This is a genomic window from Streptomyces sp. NPDC012466, from assembly GCF_042955215.1.
In the GTDB taxonomy this organism is placed as follows: domain Bacteria; phylum Actinomycetota; class Actinomycetes; order Streptomycetales; family Streptomycetaceae; genus Streptomyces.
In genome coordinates this window covers 161851-182162 of sequence record NZ_JBIBEQ010000009.1, presented here as the reverse complement: position 1 = coordinate 182162, position 20312 = coordinate 161851, and the positions used below count along the sequence as shown (strand labels likewise).

The 20312-nt window shown below is 70.8% G+C and carries 21 protein-coding genes and 5 tRNA genes; 20 read left to right on the top strand and 6 right to left on the bottom strand.

The features are described from left to right. Positions 1 to 380 precede the first annotated feature (380 nt). The 10 genes from ACFY9E_RS30820 to ACFY9E_RS30775 all read left to right on the top strand — a co-directional run bounded on the left by ACFY9E_RS30820 (position 381) and on the right by ACFY9E_RS30775 (position 6743). On the top strand, positions 381 to 572 hold the full coding sequence (locus ACFY9E_RS30820; protein ID WP_390989430.1) for a hypothetical protein: 192 nt from the start codon (positions 381 to 383) through the stop codon (positions 570 to 572). Positions 573 to 745: 173 nt separating this feature from the next. Further along, the gene (locus ACFY9E_RS30815; RefSeq protein ID WP_390989428.1) at positions 746 to 1522 is read left to right on the top strand and encodes a fumarylacetoacetate hydrolase family protein; all 777 of its coding nucleotides are present in this window, start codon (positions 746 to 748) and stop codon (positions 1520 to 1522) included. Then, the gene (gltX, locus tag ACFY9E_RS30810; RefSeq protein ID WP_390989426.1) at positions 1515 to 3038 is read left to right on the top strand and encodes a glutamate--tRNA ligase; all 1524 of its coding nucleotides are present in this window, start codon (positions 1515 to 1517) and stop codon (positions 3036 to 3038) included. The genes ACFY9E_RS30815 and gltX overlap by 8 nt, the downstream gene beginning before the upstream one ends. A 170-nt stretch (positions 3039 to 3208) precedes the next feature. Continuing rightward, positions 3209 to 5422, top strand: coding sequence for a FlgD immunoglobulin-like domain containing protein (locus ACFY9E_RS30805; protein WP_390989424.1), 2214 nt, complete (start codon positions 3209 to 3211; stop codon positions 5420 to 5422). A 29-nt stretch (positions 5423 to 5451) separates the two neighbouring features. Further along, positions 5452 to 6183: an HAD-IA family hydrolase gene (locus ACFY9E_RS30800; protein WP_390989422.1), complete on the top strand. Its 732-nt coding sequence runs from the start codon at positions 5452 to 5454 to the stop codon at positions 6181 to 6183. An 88-nt stretch (positions 6184 to 6271) separates the two neighbouring features. After that, positions 6272 to 6343 (top strand) — tRNA-Gln (locus tag ACFY9E_RS30795). Positions 6344 to 6364: 21 nt separating this feature from the next. Then, positions 6365 to 6437, top strand: a tRNA-Glu gene (locus ACFY9E_RS30790). 40 nt (positions 6438 to 6477) lie between these two features. Continuing rightward, positions 6478 to 6550: transfer RNA gene (locus tag ACFY9E_RS30785), tRNA-Glu, on the top strand. 20 nt (positions 6551 to 6570) lie between these two features. After that, positions 6571 to 6642, top strand: a tRNA-Gln gene (locus tag ACFY9E_RS30780). A 28-nt stretch (positions 6643 to 6670) separates the two neighbouring features. After that, positions 6671 to 6743 (top strand) — tRNA-Glu (locus tag ACFY9E_RS30775). 126 nt (positions 6744 to 6869) lie between these two features. Here the strand turns inward: ACFY9E_RS30775 and ndgR are convergent. Beyond that, entirely contained in the window at positions 6870 to 7586 is a 717-nt protein-coding gene (gene ndgR, locus ACFY9E_RS30770; RefSeq protein ID WP_184988622.1) for an IclR family transcriptional regulator NdgR, read from the bottom strand. Positions 7587 to 7781: 195 nt separating this feature from the next. Between ndgR and leuC the strand changes: the two genes are divergently transcribed. The 4 genes from leuC to ACFY9E_RS30750 all read left to right on the top strand — a co-directional run bounded on the left by leuC (position 7782) and on the right by ACFY9E_RS30750 (position 11098). Next, positions 7782 to 9212: a 3-isopropylmalate dehydratase large subunit gene (leuC, locus tag ACFY9E_RS30765; RefSeq protein WP_390989420.1), complete on the top strand. Its 1431-nt coding sequence runs from the start codon at positions 7782 to 7784 to the stop codon at positions 9210 to 9212. A 6-nt stretch (positions 9213 to 9218) separates the two neighbouring features. Beyond that, entirely contained in the window at positions 9219 to 9812 is a 594-nt protein-coding gene (leuD, locus tag ACFY9E_RS30760) for a 3-isopropylmalate dehydratase small subunit (protein WP_390989419.1), read from the top strand. Positions 9813 to 10089: 277 nt separating this feature from the next. Beyond that, positions 10090 to 10320: a hypothetical protein gene (locus ACFY9E_RS30755; protein ID WP_248507222.1), complete on the top strand. Its 231-nt coding sequence runs from the start codon at positions 10090 to 10092 to the stop codon at positions 10318 to 10320. A gap of 136 nt (positions 10321 to 10456) precedes the next feature. Continuing rightward, entirely contained in the window at positions 10457 to 11098 is a 642-nt protein-coding gene (locus ACFY9E_RS30750; protein ID WP_390989417.1) for an HU family DNA-binding protein, read from the top strand. A gap of 71 nt (positions 11099 to 11169) precedes the next feature. Here the strand turns inward: ACFY9E_RS30750 and ACFY9E_RS30745 are convergent, their stop codons facing one another. Both ACFY9E_RS30745 and cofC read right to left on the bottom strand, forming a co-directional pair. Beyond that, positions 11170 to 11373 (bottom strand): hypothetical protein, encoded by a 204-nt coding sequence (locus ACFY9E_RS30745; RefSeq protein WP_031138097.1) that lies wholly within the window; start codon positions 11371 to 11373, stop codon positions 11170 to 11172. Positions 11374 to 11382: 9 nt separating this feature from the next. Continuing rightward, the gene (gene cofC, locus ACFY9E_RS30740; protein WP_390989414.1) at positions 11383 to 12021 is read right to left on the bottom strand and encodes a 2-phospho-L-lactate guanylyltransferase; all 639 of its coding nucleotides are present in this window, start codon (positions 12019 to 12021) and stop codon (positions 11383 to 11385) included. Between the two features lie 158 nt (positions 12022 to 12179). Between cofC and ACFY9E_RS30735 the strand changes: the two genes are divergently transcribed. Genes ACFY9E_RS30735 through ACFY9E_RS30725 form a run of 3 tightly spaced genes read left to right on the top strand, consistent with a single transcriptional unit; the run spans position 12180 to position 15195 of the window. Further along, on the top strand, positions 12180 to 12971 hold the full coding sequence (locus ACFY9E_RS30735; protein WP_390989412.1) for a 1-acyl-sn-glycerol-3-phosphate acyltransferase: 792 nt from the start codon (positions 12180 to 12182) through the stop codon (positions 12969 to 12971). Beyond that, on the top strand, positions 12968 to 13978 hold the full coding sequence (locus ACFY9E_RS30730) for an NAD(P)H-dependent glycerol-3-phosphate dehydrogenase (protein WP_390989410.1): 1011 nt from the start codon (positions 12968 to 12970) through the stop codon (positions 13976 to 13978). The genes ACFY9E_RS30735 and ACFY9E_RS30730 overlap by 4 nt, the downstream gene beginning before the upstream one ends. 59 nt (positions 13979 to 14037) lie before the next feature. Next, positions 14038 to 15195, top strand: coding sequence for a D-alanine--D-alanine ligase (locus tag ACFY9E_RS30725; protein WP_390989408.1), 1158 nt, complete (start codon positions 14038 to 14040; stop codon positions 15193 to 15195). Between the two features lie 21 nt (positions 15196 to 15216). On the opposite strand, the gene ACFY9E_RS30720 is transcribed toward ACFY9E_RS30725, so the two are convergent. Further along, complete coding sequence (locus ACFY9E_RS30720) at positions 15217 to 15735, bottom strand: DUF3515 family protein (RefSeq protein WP_390989406.1); 519 nt, start codon at positions 15733 to 15735, stop codon at positions 15217 to 15219. Positions 15736 to 15755: 20 nt separating this feature from the next. Continuing rightward, entirely contained in the window at positions 15756 to 15989 is a 234-nt protein-coding gene (locus tag ACFY9E_RS30715; RefSeq protein WP_003997603.1) for an Lrp/AsnC family transcriptional regulator, read from the bottom strand. A gap of 206 nt (positions 15990 to 16195) precedes the next feature. Between ACFY9E_RS30715 and ACFY9E_RS30710 the strand changes: the two genes are divergently transcribed. Beyond that, positions 16196 to 17161, top strand: a complete 966-nt coding sequence (locus ACFY9E_RS30710) for a thiamine-phosphate kinase (protein WP_248507211.1) — start codon at positions 16196 to 16198, stop codon at positions 17159 to 17161. Continuing rightward, on the top strand, positions 17158 to 17949 hold the full coding sequence (thiD, locus tag ACFY9E_RS30705) for a bifunctional hydroxymethylpyrimidine kinase/phosphomethylpyrimidine kinase (RefSeq protein WP_390989403.1): 792 nt from the start codon (positions 17158 to 17160) through the stop codon (positions 17947 to 17949). The genes ACFY9E_RS30710 and thiD overlap by 4 nt, the downstream gene beginning before the upstream one ends. A 192-nt stretch (positions 17950 to 18141) precedes the next feature. Here the strand turns inward: thiD and rpmB are convergent, their stop codons facing one another. Continuing rightward, positions 18142 to 18327, bottom strand: coding sequence for a 50S ribosomal protein L28 (gene rpmB, locus ACFY9E_RS30700; RefSeq protein WP_004924906.1), 186 nt, complete (start codon positions 18325 to 18327; stop codon positions 18142 to 18144). A gap of 266 nt (positions 18328 to 18593) precedes the next feature. Between rpmB and ACFY9E_RS30695 the strand changes: the two genes are divergently transcribed. Further along, positions 18594 to 20312: a DAK2 domain-containing protein gene (locus ACFY9E_RS30695; protein ID WP_390989401.1), complete on the top strand. Its 1719-nt coding sequence runs from the start codon at positions 18594 to 18596 to the stop codon at positions 20310 to 20312.

Below are 20312 nucleotides of genomic sequence, written 5' to 3'. Positions count from 1 at the left end.
CCCGTAGGCCGAGCCGTGACTTAGGTGACACCACGTGAGTGCCGGATCACCGGACGTAGAAAGCGAGTTCACCCATATCGGGCGTAAGCCCGCGAGTCGCCGAGCTCGGTCGGGTGTCCCAGTCGCCATGATCAGGAGCGGAATGAGGGCTTCAGTGGGTCAATGTCCGTTTCGTAGGGGTGGGGTGCGAGTCCGGATTGACCGATTCGCCCACTGATTCGTGAGGAAACTCACATGCCGATCATGGCCTCCGGGCGGCCGGGCCGGGGAATCGCATGTTTAGCCTGACGCTTTACAGCGATGGCACAACCGACAACCCGCGCCCGCAGGGGGGTTCACACCCTTCCCGGCGCCCGTCACAGGACAGGGTCAAGTAAACAGTGAAGACGACGACGATGTTCCACAAGATCGCCAACCCGCGGCGCACGACGCTGGCGCACCTGCAGGACGCCGACGAACTGCAGACGCCGGAGCAGCCGGAGCACCCCGTCGAACTCCCGGCCCAGACCGCCAACCCCAAGCGCACCGTCCTCATGGAGATCCCCGTCGCGGCCGCCGCGGCCGCGGAATGACACCTGGTAGTACGCGTGCCGGCCGCCGGATGCTCACGGCGGCGGGGTACGGATTTCCGAGGGGCGCCCCCCACGACGGGGCGCCCCTTCACAATGCGCGGGGCGGGGGGACCTCCCCGCGTTAGCCTGGAGCGTCAGACTCCAGCCGCTTCAGTCAAGGGGCCAAGCATCCCGTGCGCATCGCCAGATTCTCCATCGACGGGAACGTCGCCTTCGGTGCCATCGAGGGCGACAAGCAGGACGAACTCGTCCTGAACATCATCAAGGGCATCCCGTTCGCGGACTTCGAGCTCTCCGGTACGAAGGTGCCGGTGAGCAAGGTCAGGCTGCTGCCGCCGGTGCTCCCCAACAAGGTCGTGGCCTTCGGCCGCAACTACGGCGAGCACGCGCGCGAGCTGGGCCACGAGGTCCCCGACGTCCCCTTCGCCTTCTTCAAGCCGTCCACCTCGGTGATCGGCCCCGGCGACGAGATCCAGTACCCCTCCTTCTCCGAGGAGGTGCACCACGAGGCCGAGCTGGCCGTCGTCATCGGCCGGATGTGCCGCGAGGTCCCGCGCGAGCGCGTCAAGGACGTGATCTTCGGGTACACCTGCGCCAACGACATCACCGCCCGCGACGTGCAGAAGCGCGAGAAGCAGTGGGCCCGGGCCAAGGGCTTCGACAGCTCCTGCCCGCTCGGCCCCTGGGTGGAGACCGACCTGGACGCGAGCGACCTCACCATCCAGCTCACGGTCAACGGCCAGCAGCGTCAGCTGGGCCGCACCAGCGAGATGATCCACTCGATCGAGGATCTGATCGTCAACATCACCGAGGCCATGACGCTGCTCCCCGGCGACGTGATCCTCACGGGCACCCCCGCTGGGGTCGGCCCCCTGAACGTCGGCGACGAGGTCGCCGTCACCATCGAAGGCATCGGCACTCTCACCAACAAGGTTGTCAAGCGTGGCTAGCGCACCCGGCTCTCCCTCCCCCAAGTCCTCGACTCCGCTCGGACAGGGGGTACCCCCACGCGTCCGTTTCTGTCCCTCGCCCACCGGTAACCCCCACGTGGGCCTGGTCCGCACCGCCCTGTTCAACTGGGCGTTCGCCAAGCACCACCAGGGCACCCTGGTCTTCCGCATCGAGGACACCGACGCGGCCCGCGACTCCGAGGAGTCGTACACCCAGCTGCTCGACTCGATGCGCTGGCTGGGCTTCGACTGGGACGAGGGCCCCGAGGTCGGCGGCCCGCACGCGCCGTACCGGCAGTCGCAGCGTATGGACCTCTACAAGGACGTCGCGCAGAAGCTGCTCGACGCCGGGCACGCCTACCGCTGCTACTGCTCCCAGGAGGAGCTGGACACCCGCCGCGAGGCCGCCCGCGCCGCCGGCAAGCCGTCCGGCTACGACGGCCACTGCCGCGCGCTGACCGACGCCCAGGTCGAGGAGTACCAGGCCCAGGGCCGCGAGCCGATCGTCCGCTTCCGGATGCCCGACGAGACGATCACCTTCACCGACCTGGTCCGCGGCGAGCTGACCTTCACCCCGGAGAACGTCCCGGACTACGGCATCGTCCGTGCCAACGGCGCCCCGCTGTACACGCTGGTCAACCCCGTCGACGACGCCCTGATGGAGATCACCCACGTCCTGCGCGGCGAGGACCTGCTCTCCTCCACCCCGCGCCAGATCGCCCTGTACAAGGCGCTGATCGAGCTGGGCATCGCCAAGGAGATCCCGTCGTTCGGCCACCTGCCGTACGTGATGGGCGAGGGCAACAAGAAGCTCTCCAAGCGCGACCCGCAGTCCTCCCTCAACCTCTACCGGGAGCGCGGCTTCCTCCCCGAGGGCCTGCTCAACTACCTCTCGCTGCTCGGCTGGTCCCTCTCGGCCGACCAGGACGTCTTCTCGATCGACGAGATGATCGCGGCGTTCGAGATCGCCGACGTGAACCCCAACCCGGCCCGCTTCGACCTGAAGAAGTGCGAGGCCATCAACGGCGACCACATCCGCCTGCTGGATGTGAAGGACTTCACCGAGCGCTGCCGCCCGTGGCTCCAGGCGCCCTTCGCCCCCTGGGCGCCGGAGGCCTTCGACGAGGCGAAGTGGCAGGCCATCGCCCCGCACGCGCAGACCCGCCTCAAGGTGCTCTCCGAGATCACCGACAACGTCGACTTCCTCTTCCTGCCGGAGCCGGTGGAGGACGAGGCGAGCTGGACGAAGGCGATGAAGGAGGGCTCGGACGCGCTGCTGCGCACGGCCCGCGAGAAGCTGGAGGCCGCCGACTGGACCTCCGCCGAGTCGCTCAAGGAGGCCGTCCTGGCCGCCGGCGAGGCCCACGGTCTCAAGCTCGGCAAGGCCCAGGCCCCCGTCCGCGTCGCCGTCACCGGCCGCACGGTCGGTCTGCCGCTGTTCGAGTCCCTGGAGGTCCTGGGCAAGGACACCACCCTGGCCCGGATCGACGCGGCGCTGGCGAAGCTGGCCGCGTAACGCGAAACACCCCACGGTGAGGGCGGCGTCCGGTTCGGGCGCCGCCCTCACCGTGTCCGCCCAGCCGTCACCGGGAGTTCACCCTTCCGGTCAACTCCCGTCCCCGGAAGGGACGTTGGATGCCCTCTGTGCGCACGGTGCCCGAGTGCGCCCTGGTACAGGGGGAGAGCATGATCCGTTCACGAAGACTCGTCCACGCGGCCGTCGGCGGGGCGGTGGCCCTGTCCTGCGCCCTGCCGGCCGCACCCGCGCAGGCGGCGCCGCAGGCCGGCGAGCCGGCCGGCACGGTGCGGCTCGTCACCGAGAAGCGTGTGACCGTCGACTACCCGTGGGCCGGCGCGTCCGGCTTCCAGTACCGTCCGGGCACCTCCTCGGTCACCACGGTGGACTACCCCGACGCGGTCCCGCCCGCCCACGCCGGCCCGGACGACCTGGCCAGCGGCACCGACGTCGTGAACACCCTCGACGGCCGCACCGTCCACCAGAAGCACCGCTCCACCGGCGTCACCGCCGACGTCACGATCCCCTCCGGCCACGCCTACCGGGCCGCCGTGGGCTGGAGCGTACTGACCATGGACGCCACCGGCGCCCTGCACGTGCTGCGCACCGTCGAGGGCACCCTCACCGTGGACACCCCGGTCACCGGGTTCCCCTCGGGCGCCCGGCCCGTCCTCTACCGCACCGGCGGCTCGGTCGGCCGCCTCGCCATCGTCTACACGCTGGACGGCAGGACGTCCGTGGGCCTGGTCGACCTCTCCGACGGCGCCTTCCGCACCTACGTCACCGGCGACACCGCGACCCCGCAGCTCACCTTCAACGACCGCTGGCTCGTCGCCGACTGGAAGGCGATCCGGGTGGACGCCGGACCCGGCACCGAGCCCACCGCCCTCACCCGCACCGACGCCCAGCTCGAAGCCGTCGTGGGTGATCAACTCCTGATCGGCAATCCGGCCTTCGTCCTGGGCGGCACCGAGGCCGCGCTGACCGCCCGCTCCCTGGTCACCGGTGCCACCAGCACCGTGCTCACCTCGTCGTTCGGCGGCATCGGCCCGACCCCGGACGGCGGCGCCCTGGCCACCGCGGGCCCTTCCAGCCTCGACTGGAACATCCACCGGATCACCCCCGACGGCAGCGGCGGCCTCACCACCGACAAGGTGGCCGAGGTCCCCGCCGCAGCGACCGGCGTGCAGGGACTGGCTCTCGCCGGCGGCGAGTTGTTCCTCTACGGCGCGACACCGGGCGCCTCGCTCCGCTACAGCAGCTTCCAGCTGGACGCCGCCGGCCGGCCCGACGGCCCCCAGACCCGCCGCAGCCCTGCCCTGAGCCCGCCCACCTGCCTCACCGGGGACGCCGCCTGCCCCCAGCTGGAGGCCCTCGGCGACGGCCGGGTCAGCCACCTGTGGACCGGTGAGACGGGCGAGGAGTCCGTCGTCAACGTCGGCCTCGACACCACCACCGTCCTCAGCGAACCCATGGACGGCGACTCCGCGGGCCGCATCGGCGGCGGCACCGGCCGGTACGTGCTCTACAACGGCGGCTCCGGCACGCAGCGGGTCGTCGACTTCCCGCGCGCCACCACCGGTGAGACGGCCCTCACCCGCGACCGCACCGCCGCCGCCGTGTGGGGGCAGACCCTGTGGACCCCGGGCAGCACCCAGGGCGCGGTCACCGGCCGCAACCTCAAGACCGGCACGACCACCACCCTCGCCACCGGCGCCCCCTGCACCCCCACCGACATCCAGGCCGTCAACACCTGGCTGTACTGGTCCTGCGGCAGCTCGGCGGGCGTCTACGACCGGGCCGCCCAGCGCAGGATCACGGTCCCGGCCGGCCTCGGCCCGGCCCGCCTCGCCGACGGCTTCCTGCTCCGCGAGAACCGCACCACGCACGAGCTGCTGCTCACCGACTTCCACACCGGCACGGCCACCACCCGCACCCTGGCCCAGCTGCCCGCCACCGACCAGAACACCGGCGGCAGCAACGGCCGCTGGGCCGTCGACCGCTTCGGCGGCCACATCGCCTACCTGGACGGCACGTACGGCGAGGTGTCGATCGTCCCCAGCGGCGTCCCCACCTCGCCCCTGGCGCAGATGGAGGCGCAGGTCCCCTCGCCGTCCGTGATCGGCAAGGCGTTCCCCTGGGCACCGGTGTGGCAGCTCAACAAGCCCTCCACCTGGACCCTGACCCTCACCAACGCCTCCGGCAAGGTCGTCCGCACCCTGACCGGCGCTTCCACGGGTGCCGCCGTACGCCCGGCCTGGGACGGCACCACCGACAGCGGAAGCGGCGCCACGGGCGGCCCCTACGCCTGGAAGCTCAGCGCCCACCCCCGCGACGGCCAGGGCCCCGACCTCGTGCTCTCCGGCAGCATGACCCTGGGCTGAGAGCACATCACGGTGGGTACGGTCGGAGTATGAGCATCCAAGCCGTGGTCTGGGACGTCGACGACACCCTCTTCGACTACACCACCGCCGACCGCCTCGGCATGCGCGCCCACCTCACGGCCGAGGGCCTGCTCGACCGCTATGACGGTGTCGAGCAGGCCATCGACCACTGGCGGGAGGTCACCCACCTGCAGTGGGCCCGCTTCTCGGCCGGCGAGGCCACCTTCGAGGACCAGCGGCGCGAACGGGTACGGGTGTTCCTGGACCGGGCCCTCACCGACGCCGAGGCCGACGCGTGGTTCCAGCGGTACATCACCCACTACGAGGCGGTCTGGGCCCTCTTCCCGGACGTCCTGCCCGTCCTCGACGCCCTCTCCGCCAGCCACCGGCACGCCGTGCTCTCCAACTCCAGCCTCCAGGTCCAGGACCGCAAGCTGCGCACCCTCGGCGTCCACGACCGCTTCGAGACCATCCTGTGCGCGGCCGAGCTCGGCATCTCCAAGCCCGAGGCCGGGGCGTTCCTCGCGGCCTGCGAATTCCTCGGACTTCCGCCGCACCAGGTCGCCTACGTCGGCGACCACCCGGAGATCGACGGGAGGGGTGCCGCCGACGCCGGGCTGCTGTCGGTGTGGATCGACCGCGGCGGCCTGTACGCCACGATCGACCCGCCCGTCGGGCCGCACCGCATCGCCACGCTGGCCGAACTGCCGTCCCTGCTCGGCTCGGATACTCGTTTTGGAGCCCCGTCCACCTTCGGGTAATGTTCTTCCTGCGCCGCGGGGAGCGGGCCGGAAGGCCGGAACCCCAGGCGCACAACTAGGACACAACCCCCCGGGGCTTGCGTTCCAGTGGCCTATGGTGTAATTGGCAGCACGACTGATTCTGGTTCAGTTAGTCTTGGTTCGAGTCCAGGTAGGCCAGCTCGCAGAGCTCATCTGCATCGCCCCCGTTGTGTAGCGGCCTAGCACGCTGCCCTCTCAAGGCAGTAGCGCCGGTTCGAATCCGGTCGGGGGTACTGGTTCCAAGTGATCAACGATCATCTCGGGACTGCTAGGGCCCCCGTTGTGTAGCGGCCTAGCACGCCGCCCTCTCAAGGCGGTAGCGCCGGTTCGAATCCGGTCGGGGGTACTGACTGGTCTATACCACATTGGTCTATGGTGTAATTGGCAGCACGACTGATTCTGGTTCAGTTAGTCTTGGTTCGAGTCCAGGTAGACCAGCTCGGACCTGCGGAAACGCAGTGTCCAGGCCCCCGTTGTGTAGCGGCCTAGCACGCCGCCCTCTCAAGGCGGTAGCGCCGGTTCGAATCCGGTCGGGGGTACACAAGAGAAAGGCCCTCCACTTCGGTGGGGGGCCTCTTCCGTGTGTCCGTCCTGGTGACACGGTGCCTGCCCGGAAAGGCCTGCCGCGGCGTTGAGGCCGGCCTTCCCGAGAACGCGCCGTCGCTTCAGCCGGTGCGTCGCAACGCCTCGGAGAGGCGCCCGGCCGCATCGATCACGGCCTGTGCGTGCATCCGGCCGGGATGCCGCGTCAGCCGCTCGATCGGCCCGGACACCGACACCGCCGCCACCACGCGGTTCGACGGCCCCCGCACCGGCGCCGAGACGGACGCGACGCCCGGCTCCCGCTCACCGATCGACTGGGCCCAGCCCCGCCGCCGCACACCCGACAGCGCCGTCGCCGTGAAGCGCGCCCCCTGCAACCCGCGGTGCAGCCGCTCCGGCTCCTCCCAGGCCAGCAGGATCTGCGCCGAGGAACCGGCCTTCATCGTGAGCGTCGAACCGACCGGGACCGTGTCCCGCAGTCCGGACAGGCGCTCCGCCGCGGCGACGCAGATGCGCATGTCGCCTTGGCGGCGATAGAGCTGCGCGCTCTCGCCCGTGATGTCACGAAGATGCGTGAGCACCGGGCCGGCGGTGGCGAGGAGACGGTCCTCACCCGCGGCCGCGGCCAGCTCTGCCAGCCGAGGGCCGAGAATGAAACGGCCCTGCATGTCGCGCGCCACCATGCGGTGGTGTTCCAGGGCCACGGCCAGGCGGTGGGCCGTGGGTCGTGCCAGTCCGGTGGCACCGACCAGACCCGCGAGGGTGGCCGGACCGGACTCCAGAGCGCTCAGGACGAGGGCCGCCTTGTCCAGAACGCCGACGCCGCTACTGTTGTCCATGAAACGATACTTGCGTCTCACTCTGTGAAACGCAAGTTCAAATTTCCGTGGAACGCGCCACCCTGGAATCACGAAGTCACAACGGCCCGTGACGTAAGGGCCTGGTGGTGTGTGCCCGGCATCAGGGGTACGGGCACCGCCTCCTCAAGATCTCTAGTTGGGTCGGCGGATCGTCGCCGTCCGGAGGGAAAAGCGATGGGTAGGACACTCGCGGAGAAAGTCTGGGACGACCATGTCGTCCGGCGCGCGGAGGGCGAGCCCGACCTTCTCTTCATCGATCTGCACCTGCTGCACGAGGTGACCAGCCCGCAGGCCTTCGACGGCCTCCGCAAGAGCGGCCGCAAGGTCCGGCGCCTCGACCTCACCATCGCGACCGAGGACCACAACACCCCCACCCTCGACATCGACAAGCCGATCGCGGACCCGGTCTCCCGGATCCAGCTGGAGACGCTGCGCAAGAACGCCGCCGACTTCGGCGTGCGGCTGCACCCGCTGGGCGACGTCGAGCAGGGTGTCGTGCACGTCGTCGGCCCGCAGCTGGGCCTGACCCAGCCGGGCACCACCGTCGTCTGCGGCGACTCCCACACCTCCACGCACGGCGCCTTCGGCGCGCTGGCGTTCGGCATCGGCACCTCCCAGGTGGAGCACGTGCTGGCCACCCAGACGCTGCCGATGTCCCGCCCCAAGACCATGGCGATCACGGTCGACGGCGAACTGCCCGACGGCGTCACCGCCAAGGACCTGATCCTGGCGATCATCGCGAAGATCGGCACCGGCGGCGGCCAGGGATACGTCCTGGAGTACCGCGGCGAGGCCATCGAGAAGCTCTCGATGGAAGCCCGCATGACCATCTGCAACATGTCGATCGAGGCCGGCGCCCGGGCGGGCATGATCGCCCCGGACGAGACCACGTTCGCGTACCTCAAGGGCCGCCCGCACGCCCCCGAGGGCGAGGACTGGGACGCGGCCGTCGCGTACTGGAAGACGCTCAGGACCGACGAGGACGCCGAGTTCGACGCCGAGGTCGTCATCGACGCCGCCGAACTGTCGCCGTTCGTCACCTGGGGCACCAACCCGGGTCAGGGCGCACCGCTTTCGGCGTCCGTCCCCGATCCTGCTTCGTACGAAGACGCATCGGAGCGCTACGCCGCCGAAAAGGCCCTGGAGTACATGGGGTTGGAGGCCGGGCAGCCGCTGCGCTCCATCAAGGTGGACACCGTCTTCGTAGGCTCGTGCACCAACGGCCGCATCGAGGACCTGCGCGCCGCCGCCGAGCTGCTGAAGGACCGCAAAGTCGCCGACGGCGTACGGATGCTGGTCGTCCCGGGCTCCGCGCGGGTCGGTCTGCAGGCCGTCTCCGAGGGGCTGGACGTCGTCTTCAAGGAGGCCGGCGCCGAGTGGCGGCACGCGGGCTGCTCGATGTGCCTGGGCATGAACCCCGACCAGCTGGCCCCCGGCGAGCGCTCCGCGTCCACCTCCAACCGCAACTTCGAGGGCCGGCAGGGCAAGGGCGGCCGGACGCACCTGGTGTCGCCGCAGGTCGCGGCCGCCACGGCCGTCCTGGGCCACCTGGCCTCCCCGGCCGACCTGTCCGACGCCGAGACCCGTACGCCCGCTGGAGTCTGATCAGTCATGGAAGCCTTCACCACCCACACCGGCCGGGCCGTCCCGCTGCGCCGCAGCAACGTCGACACCGACCAGATCATCCCCGCCCACTGGCTCAAGAAGGTCACGCGCGACGGGTTCGAGGACGGGCTGTTCGAGGCCTGGCGCAAGGACGCGTCGTTCGTGCTCAACCAGCCCGAGCGGCAGGGCGCGACCGTCCTGGTCGCCGGTCCCGACTTCGGCACCGGCTCCTCCCGTGAGCACGCCGTCTGGGCGCTGCAGAACTACGGCTTCAAGGCCGTGATCTCCTCCCGCTTCGCCGACATCTTCCGCGGCAACTCGCTCAAGAACGGCCTGCTCACGGTGGTTCTGGAGCAGAAGATCGTGGATTCGCTGTGGGAGCTCACCGAGAAGGACCCGCAGGCCGAGATCACCGTCGACCTGGAGAGCCGCGAGGTGCGCGCCGAGGGCATCACCGCCTCCTTCGAACTCGACGAGAACGCCCGTTGGCGGCTGCTGAACGGCCTCGACGACATCTCGATCACCCTGCAGAACGAGGCGGACATCTCCGCGTACGAGGCGAAGCGCCCGGCGTTCAAGCCGCGGACGCTCCCGGTCTGACCCCGGGCACGCTCCGCCGCCCCTGAACAAGGCGACTTTCGGCCACCGTGACATCCCCTCTGTACCCCCGATCAGCCCGATCGGGGGTACAGCCGCGTCTGCACCCGAACGGCCCTGTCCACCCCCTGTTCGGCTGCCAACTTCCCACGTTAAGCCGGTGGTTGCCGGGGTACGTGAGTGGTACAGCCGTGACTTCCACGTGTGCCGGAAAGGCCGTCCGAGGCGGCAGTTGTCCCCTGCGCAGGCGACAACTCGCCCCAGATGGCACAATCTGTGCATGGAACACGACGGCCAACTCGAGCTCTATGCGGCGGTCGCGGGCCAACTCAAGGAAGCGCACACAAGGGTGCGCGCACTGCAAGTCCCGGAGGGCGTACGGATGGCGCTGACCCGGAAGCTGCTGGTCATTACGGCCGCGGCCAAGCACGATCTCGCCGACGCGGCAAGGCGGCTGGAGCGGTTCACCGCGGACCTCGACGAGGGACGTCTCCCCGACGAGGAACGCTGAACCCGCCGACACCGTCGAGTTCGTTGCGGCACAAGGGTGATAAGCCCGTTTCGTGTTTGATTTGCGGTATATATCTGCCTAACGTGCGAAAAAGCTTGAACACTTTCGTTCTGGCGATGTCTCCGAAGGGGAAGACGTGAACAAGGCGCAGCTCGTAGAAGCGATTGCCGACAAGATGGGCGGCCGCCAGCAGGCTGCCGACGCTGTCGACCATGTCCTGGACGCCATCGTCCGCGCGGTCGTCTCGGGTGAGCGGGTTTCGGTCACCGGCTTCGGTTCGTTCGAGAAAGTCGACCGTCCGGCGCGGTACGCCCGTAATCCTCAGACGGGCGAGCGGGTTCGGGTCAAGAAGACCTCCGTTCCGCGCTTCCGTGCCGGTCAGGGCTTCAAGGACCTGGTCAGCGGGTCGAAGAAGCTGCCGCGCGGCGGCGAGGTCTCCGTCAAGAAGGCGCCCAAGGGCAGCCTGACCGGCGGTGCCGGCGCGACGGTCAAGAAGGCCGCCGCGAAGAAGGCGACCACGAAGTCGGCCGCCGCGAAGAAGACCACCGCCAAGAAGACGACGGCGAAGAAGGCCACCACCACGAAGTCGGCGGCCGCGAAGACCACCGCGAAGAAGGCGCCCGCCAAGAAGGCCACGGCGACGTCCAAGACCACCGCCGCGAAGAAGACCACCGCGAAGAAGGCCCCGGCGAAGAAGGCCACGGCCACGAAGGCGCCCGCCAAGAAGTCGACGGCGCGCAAGACCACCGCCAAGAAGACCACCGCCCGCAAGAAGTAAGGGCGCTGGGGTACTCACGCGCCGGGCCGGACTCCGCATGGAGTCCGGCCCGCGGCGTGTTCAGGAAGTGATCAGAGGGTCTGCAGGGTCACCAGTGTGATCCGCAGGGCGTCTTTCGCGCCCTCCACCTCGATCCGGACCCGCTGGCCCGGGCGCAGCAGCCGGAGGCCCCCCGCGTCGAACGCGGCCGCGTCGAAGGGCACCGGGGTGCCGTCGTCCAGGAGCACCTGCCCGCTGCGGCTTTCGGGGTCGTACGTGTACGCGGTCGCCTGCATGGCCGCAGCCTACTGCCCGGGTATCAGCAACCGCGCGGCGGCCGCGGCCGTATGAGGGCCGACCCCCAGGGCCAGCGCGCTGCGCAGGTCGGCGCCGGTGTCCACGTCCTGGCGTACGGAATCCACCGCGGTGAGGGGCAGTTCCACTGCGCCGGAGGCGCGGTGCCGGGCCCGGGAATCCGTACCGAAGGCCGGGCGCAATGCACAGCCCGGAGCGGCGGTCAGCAACGTCGTGCCGATTCCGGCCGCGTCCGGGAGAAATGCGCGCGGGAATTCGGCGGCGATTTCGAGAACCCGGGACAATTCCACGGGGCGCAGCGCCGGCAGATCGGCGTTCAGGGCGGCCACCGCACCGGACGGGCGGACGGACCGTACGGCCCGCGCCGCGTGTGCGAGGGCGGCGTTGAGGCCACCGCCCGGCTCGTCGGGGATGATCGCGGCGCCCAGTGCGGTCAGCTCACGGCCCGCCCGGGCGTCGTCCGTGACGACTGCCACATCCCGCACAGCGGGGCAGGCCAGCGCGGCCGTCACCGTGTCCTGGGCGAAGGCCAGCGCCAGGTCCGGCCGCAGCCCGTCGTCCGCGGTGTCCGCGAGCCTGCTCTTGGCCTGGGCCAGGGGCTTCAGGGGTACGACCAGGGTCCACTGCACGGATGTTCCGTCCTCCTCTTGTCGCGGTCATTGTCACCCGGGGCATCGGGCGGGCGGCGTGCCGGGGCGTACGGTGTTCTCGACAGACCGGCGGCCTGGGGCGACACTTGTGCGGCCCCCCGTGGCCCCGGCTTCAGGCCCTAGAGGAAGGTGTCCGCGTGCCCCGCCGCAGAATCGGCTTCTGGTACCGCTTCGCCGCGGTGATCTGCAAACCGCCGCTGGTGGTTCTGCTCAGGCGGGACTGGCGCGGAATGGAGCACATTCCGGCTGAGGGTGGATTTATCACCGCGGTGAACCACAATTCGCACATCGACCCCTTCGCTTACGCGCACTTTCAGTACAACACCGGTCGCGTCCCGCGATTCCTCGCTAAGAGCGGGCTTTTCAAGAAGGGATTCGTCGGGGCCGCGATGCGCGGCACCGGGCAGATCCCCGTCTACCGCGAGAGCACGGACGCGCTGAGCGCCTTCCGGGCCGCGATCGAGGCCGTGGACCGCGGCGAATGCGTCGCCTTCTATCCCGAGGGCACCCTCACCCGCGACCCGGACGGCTGGCCCATGACCGGCAAGACCGGTGCGGCGCGCGTGGCCCTGCAGACCAAGTGCCCGGTGATCCCCGTGGCGCAGTGGGGCTGCAACGAACTGCTGCCGCCGTACGCGAAGAAGCCGCATCTGCTGCCGCGCAAGACGCACCGCGTGCTCGCCGGGCCGCCGGTCGACCTCGCCCGGTTCTACGACCGGGAGATGACCGCGGACCTGCTGAAGGAGGCCACGGAGGTCATCATGGCCGCCGTCACCGCCCAGCTGGAGCTGATCCGCGGTGAGAAGGCGCCCGAGACGCCGTACGACCCGCGCCGGGAGCGGATCGAGCAGCGGCGCCGCACCCAGACGCAGACGAAGACGCACCGGAAGTCCGGGCAGACCGTGCAGGAAGAGGGGCTGGGCAAGTGAGCAAGCCGGTCAAGGCGGCGGTCCTGAGCGCCGGTTCGTGGGGTACGGCCTTCGGCATGGTGCTCGCCGACGCGGGGTGCGAGGTCACCCTGTGGGCGCGCCGCCCGGAGGTCGTGGAGGCGATCAACTCCACGCGGACCAATCCCGACTACTTCCCGGGCGTCGAGCTGCCGGAGAACGTACGGGCCACCACCGACCCCGCGCAGGCCGCCGCGGACGCCGACTTCACGGTCCTGTCGGTCCCCTCGCAGACCCTGCGCGCCAACCTCGCCGAGTGGAGCCCGCTGCTGGCCCCCGACACGGTCCTCGTGTCGCTGATGAAGGGCGTCGAACTCGGCTCCGCGATGCGGATGAGCGAGGTCGTCGACGATGTCGCCAAGGTCGGCCCGGACCGGATCGCCGTGGTCACCGGCCCCAACCTGGCCCGGGAGATCGCCGCGCGGATGCCGGCCGCGGCCGTGGTCGCCTGCACCGACGAGGCCGTGGCCCAGCGGCTCCAGGCCGCCTGCCACACGCCCTACTTCCGCCCGTACACCAACACCGACGTGGTGGGGTGCGAACTGGGCGGAGCCGTGAAGAACGTCATCGGCCTCGCCGTCGGCATCGCGGACGGCATGGGCCTCGGTGACAACGCCAAGGGCTCCCTCATCACCCGCGGCCTCGCCGAGACCACCCGGCTGGGCATGGCGCTCGGCGCCGACCCGCTGACCTTCTCGGGACTCGCGGGACTGGGCGACCTGGTGGCCACCTGCTCCTCGCCGCTGTCGCGCAACCACACCTTCGGGACCAACCTCGGCAAGGGCATGACCCTCCAGGAGACCATCGCGGTCACCAAGCAGACCGCCGAGGGCGTCAAGTCCTGCGAGTCGGTGCTGGATCTGGCCCGGCGGCACGGCGTCGACATGCCCATCACGGAGACGGTCGTCGGCATCGTGCACGAGGGCAAGCCCCCGGTGGTGGCTCTCAAGGAGCTGATGTCGCGCAGCGCGAAGCCCGAACGACGCTGAGCGACGCGAGGCCGCACGCGCTTACTCGCGGCCTTACCAACGGGTACTCTCAACGCGATATGAGCACCGAGAACCTCCCCCAGAGCCCCGAGCAGCCGCCTCGCAAGCCGCGTGTGGCCGTCGTGTTCGGCGGGCGCAGTTCCGAGCACGGGATCTCCGTGGTCACCGCCGGCGCCGTCCTCAAGGCCATCGACCGGACGAAGTACGACGTCCTGCCGATCGGCATCACCCAGGACGGGCGTTGGGCGCTCACGGCGGACGAACCGGAGCGGATGGCGATCGTCGACAGGCGTCCGCCCAGCGTCGACCTGCTCGCCGAGTCCACCGAGGGCGCGGTGATCCTCTCCGTCGACCCCGCCAGCCGCGAAGTCGTCTACAGCGAGCCGGGTTCGGTCCCCAAGGCCCTCGGCGAGGTCGACGTGGTCTTCCCGGTGCTGCACGGCCCGTACGGCGAGGACGGCACCCTCCAGGGCCTCCTGGAGCTCTCCGGCGTCCCGTACGTGGGTTCGGGTGTGCTCGCCTCGGCCGTGGGCCAGGACAAGGAGTACATGAAGCGGGTGTTCACCTCCTTCGGGCTGAAGGTCGGCCCGTACGTGGTGGTGCGCCCGCGCGAGTGGGAGCTGGATCAGGCCGCCGCCCGCAAGAAGATCGTCGACTTCGCCGGCGAGCACGGCTGGCCGCTCTTTGTGAAGCCCTCGCGGGCCGGTTCCTCGATCGGCATCACCAAGGTCGACGGCCCCGCCGGACTCGACGAGGCCATCGCCGAGGCCCAGCGGCACGACCCGAAGATCCTCGTGGAGGCCGCGCTGCGCGGCCGTGAGATCGAGTGCGGCGTCCTGGAGTTCGAGGACGGCCCCCGGGCCTCCCTCCCCGCGGAGATCCCCTCGCCCGAGACGCACGCGTACTACGACTTCGAGGCCAAGTACATCGACTCCACCCCGGGTCTCGTCCCGGCGCCCCTGACCCCCGAGGAGACGGCCGAGGTCCAGCGCCTGGCGGTCGACGCGTTCGAGGCGGCGTCCTGCGAGGGCCTGGTGCGTGCGGACTTCTTCCTCACCGAGGACGGCGAGTTCGTGATCAACGAGATCAACACGATGCCCGGCTTCACGCCCATCTCGATGTATCCGCAGATGTGGCAGGCGAGCGGGGTGAGCTACCCGGAGCTGATCGACCGCCTGGTGCAGGCGGCCCTGCGCAGGCCGACCGGGCTGCGGTGAACCGGCGCTAGAACGCGGGCATCAGGAGGCGATCCCCTCGGGGATCGCCTTCTTCACGGCCGGGGCCAGGTCGATCAGCACGCCGGAGCTGTCCGGACCCTCAGGCACCCGCACCTCCACGTAGGCCTCCCGGTTGGCGGTCGTGAAGACGTGCCCCCTGCCGTCCCGGCTCTCCATCAGCCAGTCGACGCCGTTCACACCCCCGGCGACCGCGTCCGGATCCCGTCCGTCCGCCACCTTCGGGTCGATCATCTTCGGCGGCTGCGGCACACCGCAGCGAAGTATGATCGCCGGGCTGCCCCAGCCCGCCGTCAGCGCCGACGCGGGCTCGGGATCCTCACGGCGCTCACCTTCCACCGTCGCGGGCAGTACCTTGTCCAGGTTCCGGCACAGTTCCGCGACCTTCGGGTCCGGACTGGGAACCGCCGCCGACGCGCTGTCGTCTGCTGAGGAGCAGCCCGCAACAGTGATCAACAGCGCGAGAGCGGGCAGCCGGAACACGCGGAAGACACAACGGTGCCGGTGACGGAAAGAGTTCACCGGCACAGGGTAGACGGGGGCTACAGATGGACGACCGGACAGGTCAGGGTGCGGGTGATGCCGTCCACCTGCTGGACCTTGGCGACCACCATGCGGCCGAGATCGTCGACGGTGTCGGCCTGCGCCCGCACGATCACGTCGTACGGTCCCGTCACGTCCTCGGCCTGGATGACCCCAGGGATCTTGCTGATCGTCTCGGCGACGGTCGACGCCTTGCCGACCTCCGTCTGGATCAGGATGTACGCCTGTACCACGGAACCTCCAGGGCGGCCACGAGGATCATGTGGGGAAAAGGAACGCCACGGTATCGCGTCGCCGCTCGCCGCGGGGAGACCTGCGGGGACCGGGTCTTGCGCGCCGGGGTGCAGGTCCGGCAGAACTTGACGGTCACTTCGACCGTAGCGAGGACTGAGATGCCTCGCGACCGGGCACGGACAGGGACAGAAGGGGCGAAAGGGCAATGAAGGGCACTGTTGGTGAGCTCGGTGAGTTCGGGCTCATCAGGGAGCTCACCTCCCGTCTGACCACCACCCCGGCGGTCCGGGTCGGCCCCGGCGACGACGCCGCCGTGGTGGCCGCGCCCGACCGCAGGGTCGTGGCGAGCACCGACATCCTGGTGGAGGGCCGGCACTTCCGCCGCGACTGGTCGACGGCCTACGACGTGGGCCGCAAGGCGGCCGCGCAGAACCTCGCCGACATCGCGGCCATGGGCGCCGTGCCGACGGCGCTGCTGCTCGGCCTGGTCGTCCCGGCCGAGCTGCCGGTGACCTGGCCGAGCGAGCTGATGGACGGCCTGCGCGACGAATGCCAGGTGGCGGGCGCCGCCGTGGTCGGCGGAGACGTCGTACGCGGCGACTCGATCATGGTGTCGATCACCGCGCTCGGTGATCTGCGCAATCAGGAGCCGGTGACGCGGGCGGGTGCCCAGCCCGGCGATCTCGTCGCCGTGACGGGCTGGCTGGGCTGGTCCGCGGCCGGGTACGCCGTGCTGTCCCGGGGGTTCCGCTCGCCGCGGGCGTTCGTGGAGGCCCACCGGCGGCCCGAGCCGCCGTACCACGCGGGTCCCGCCGCCGCCGGGCTCGGGGCGACCGCGATGTGCGACGTGAGCGACGGGCTGATCGCCGACCTCGGGCACATCGCCGAGGCCAGCAAGGTCCGCATCGACATCCGCTCCGGGGCGATCGACATCCCGTCCCAGATGAACGACATCGGGCAGGCCGTCGGGGTCGACCCCATGCAGTGGGTGCTGACCGGGGGAGAGGACCACGCGATCGTGGCGACCTTCCCGCCGGACGTGAAGCTGCCCGCCCGCTGGAAGGTCATCGGCGAGGTCCTCAACCCCTCGGCGCTGCCGCAGGTGACGGTCGACGGGGCGCCGTGGACCAGCAAGGGCGGCTGGGACCACTTCGCGGACATAGAGTCGTGATCCCCAACGTCCTGACGGTGGCGGGCTCCGACTCCGGAGGCGGTGCGGGCATCCAGGCCGACCTCAAGACGATGCTCGCGCTCGGCGTGCACGGCATGAGCGTCGTCACGGCGGTCACCGCGCAGAACTCCCTTGGCGTGCAGGGGGCTTGGGAACTGCCCGTGGAGGCCGTGCGGGCCCAGTACCGCAGTGTCGTCGACGACATCGGCGTCCAGGCGGTCAAGACCGGCATGCTGGCCTCCGCGGAACTGGTGGAGGCGGTGGCGGAGTTGATCGCGGGGACGGACGCCCCGGCCGTCGTCGACCCGGTGGGCGTCTCCAAGCACGGCGACGCCCTGCTCGCCGCCTCGGCGCTGGACTCCGTCCGTACGAAGCTGCTGCCGGTGGCGACGGTCGCCACACCGAACCTCGACGAGGTGGCCCAGATCACGGGCGTACGGGTCGAGTCGGAGGCGGAGATGCGCCAGGCCGCCTCGGCCGTCCTCGGGTACGGGCCGCGCTGGGTGCTGATCAAGGGCGGACATCTGCCCGGTGACGCGGTCGACCTGCTCACCGACGGCTCCGAGGAGCACTGGCTGCGGGCGCCGAGGCATGACAACCGCCACACCCACGGCACCGGCTGCACGCTCGCCTCCGCGATCGCCTCCGAGCTCGCCAAGGGGCGGTCCGTGCCTGAGGCGGTGGCGGCGGCGAAGCAGTACGTCACGGGGGCGGTCGCGGCCGGGTTCGCGCTCGGTGGGGGAATCGGGCCCGTGGATCACGGCTGGCGCTTCCGCGGCGGCGTGTAGCCGCCGAGGTGCGGTGCCGGAGTGCGACGCTCCGGCGTCAGGGCACCGCGCCGCCCGGGAACCGCCGGGCCGTGGGCTCGCGGGGAAGGCTTGGCTCGCCCGGGCAACGTCTCAGGGCACGGCAAAGAGCCGGCCCACCAGAGGTGGACCGGCTTTGCAGCGAACCAGCAGTGGCCGCGCGCTAGCTGAGCGTCAGCGCGAGACCTTGCCGGCCTTGATGCACGAGGTGCAAGCGTTCACGCGCTTCGGCGTCCCGCCCACCACGGTACGCACACGCTGGATGTTCGGGTTCCAGCGGCGGGGCGTACGGCGGTGCGAGTGCGAGATGTTGTTGCCGAAGCCCGGCCCCTTGCCGCAGACGTCGCAGTTGGCAGCCACGGGTCACTCCAAAGACTTCAGATGCACTTACGGTTGATCCCGGCAGGCCGGGATCGAGATTCTCGGGCTCCAGGAGCCCGCGAGATCTGAGTGGCGTTGCCAGGGGGAAGGCCCGATCAGATCGGGCAACCGGAGCAGCATACAACGGCTGCACCCGTGGAACGAAACTACCACGGCAGCTCAGGGGCCCGGTCCCCTCCCTCTTCCGGCGAACACCGCCCCGGGGTCTACGCTGCGTGCCACGTCCAGCAGCTCAGGGAGGCGCGGTGGCGCAGGTGCCGCAGACATTCTTCGATGCTCTCGCGGTGCGCACCTGGTGCGGTCTCGCGCTCGAGACCCTGGGGCGGGCGCGTGAGGAGATCGACGCGATCAACGTCTATCCGGTCGCGGACGGGGACACCGGCACGAACCTGTATCTGACCGTGGAGTCGGCCGTCGCGGCCGTCGAGGCGGTCTTCATCGGGCACGCGGCGGCGTCCGGCCCGGACGGCCCGACGCTCGCCGACGCGACCCGGGCGATGGCGCACGGCGCCCTCATCGGTGCCCGCGGGAACTCCGGGACGATCCTCGCCCAGCTGCTGCGCGGCATGGCCCAGGTGCTGGCCGGCGACGGCGCCGCTCGCGCGGACGGGCAGGGCCTGCGGCTCGCCCTGCGGCACGCGGCCGACTCCGCCCGCCGGGCCGTGGCCCATCCCGTCGAGGGCACCGTCCTCACCGTCGCCTCGGCCGCCGCCGACGCCGCGGACAGCGCGGAGGGCGACTGCGGGACGGTGGCCCGGGCGGCCTACGACGGGGCCCGGGCGGCCCTCGCCGCGACCCCGGCCCAGCTGCCCGTCCTGGAACGCGCCGGAGTGGTCGACGCCGGGGGACGGGGACTGGTGGCGGTGCTCGGGGCGCTGGTGGAGACGTTCACGGGGGAGAAGGCCAGGGCGCTCGCGGGGAGTGCGTGCACCGGCCCTTCCGGGACTCTCCACGCTCGCGTGGACCCGGGAGCGGGTCCCGCCCCGGTGGACGGCGTCCGGGACGAGTGCGCCGACAGCGCCGCCGCACCGGGCCGGGAAGGACCGGCGTTCGAGGTGATCTACCTCCTGGAGGCCGAGGACCGGGGCGTGGAGCGGCTGCGCGAGCGGCTCGACGCCCTCGGCGACTCCCTCGTCGTGGTCGGCGGCGACGGACTGTGGAACGTCCACGTCCACGTGGACGACGCGGGTGCCGCCGTCGAGGCCGGCATCGAGGCCGGGCGGCCCCACCGGATCCGCATCACGCACTTCGGCGCGGGCGACGTGCACACCACCGGCGCCGAGCGGCCGCCCCGGGAACGCGCCCAGCGGGCCGTGGTGGCCGTCGTGCCCGGTGAGGGCCTGGCCGGTCTGTACACCGAGGCCGGCGCGACGACCGTGCTCGCCCGCCCCGGGGAGCCGCCCGCGAGCGGTGAGCTCGTCCAGGCCGTGCGGCGGGCCCACGCGCGCGAGGTCGTGCTGCTGCCCAATGACGCCGACCTGCGCCACACGGCCGCGGCTGCCGCCGAGCAGGTCCGCACGGAGGGCATCCGCGTGGCGCTGATCCCGACCCGCTCGGCGGTTCAGGGCATCGCGGCGCTGGCCGTGCACGAGCCGGACCGCCGCTTCGACGAGGACGTCGTCTCGATGACCTCGGCCGCCGGCGCCACCCGCTACGCCGAGGTGACCGTCGCCGAACGCCAGTCCTGGACGATGGCCGGCATCTGCCAGGCCGGGGACGTCCTGGGGCTCATCGACGGGGACGTGGCCGTGATCGGCTCGGACGTCGCCGAGACCGCCGAGACCGTCCTGGACCGGATGCTCTCGGCCGGGGGCGAGATGGTCACCCTGGTCCTCGGCGACGAGGCCCCCGACACCGTCGCCGAACATCTGGAGGGCCGGGTCCGCGAGAGGTACCTCGCCGTCGACACCGTTCTGTACCGGGGCGGACGGCAGGGGGCCCTGCTCCTCATCGGCGTGGAGTAG

Excerpts from the sequence above, each read along its gene's own strand:
- ACFY9E_RS30805 (WP_390989424.1), top strand. The coding sequence starts at position 3,209 with ATGATCCGTTCACGAAGACTCGTCCACGCGGCCGTCGGCGGGGCGGTG.
- ACFY9E_RS30800 (WP_390989422.1), top strand. The coding sequence starts at position 5,452 with ATGAGCATCCAAGCCGTGGTCTGGGACGTCGACGACACCCTCTTCGAC.
- ndgR (WP_184988622.1), bottom strand. The coding sequence starts at position 7,586 with ATGGACAACAGTAGCGGCGTCGGCGTTCTGGACAAGGCGGCCCTCGTC.
- leuC (WP_390989420.1), top strand. The coding sequence starts at position 7,782 with ATGGGTAGGACACTCGCGGAGAAAGTCTGGGACGACCATGTCGTCCGG.
- leuD (WP_390989419.1), top strand. The coding sequence starts at position 9,219 with ATGGAAGCCTTCACCACCCACACCGGCCGGGCCGTCCCGCTGCGCCGC.
- ACFY9E_RS30755 (WP_248507222.1), top strand. The coding sequence starts at position 10,090 with ATGGAACACGACGGCCAACTCGAGCTCTATGCGGCGGTCGCGGGCCAA.
- ACFY9E_RS30745 (WP_031138097.1), bottom strand. The coding sequence starts at position 11,373 with ATGCAGGCGACCGCGTACACGTACGACCCCGAAAGCCGCAGCGGGCAG.
- ACFY9E_RS30725 (WP_390989408.1), top strand. The coding sequence starts at position 14,038 with ATGAGCACCGAGAACCTCCCCCAGAGCCCCGAGCAGCCGCCTCGCAAG.
- ACFY9E_RS30710 (WP_248507211.1), top strand. The coding sequence starts at position 16,196 with ATGAAGGGCACTGTTGGTGAGCTCGGTGAGTTCGGGCTCATCAGGGAG.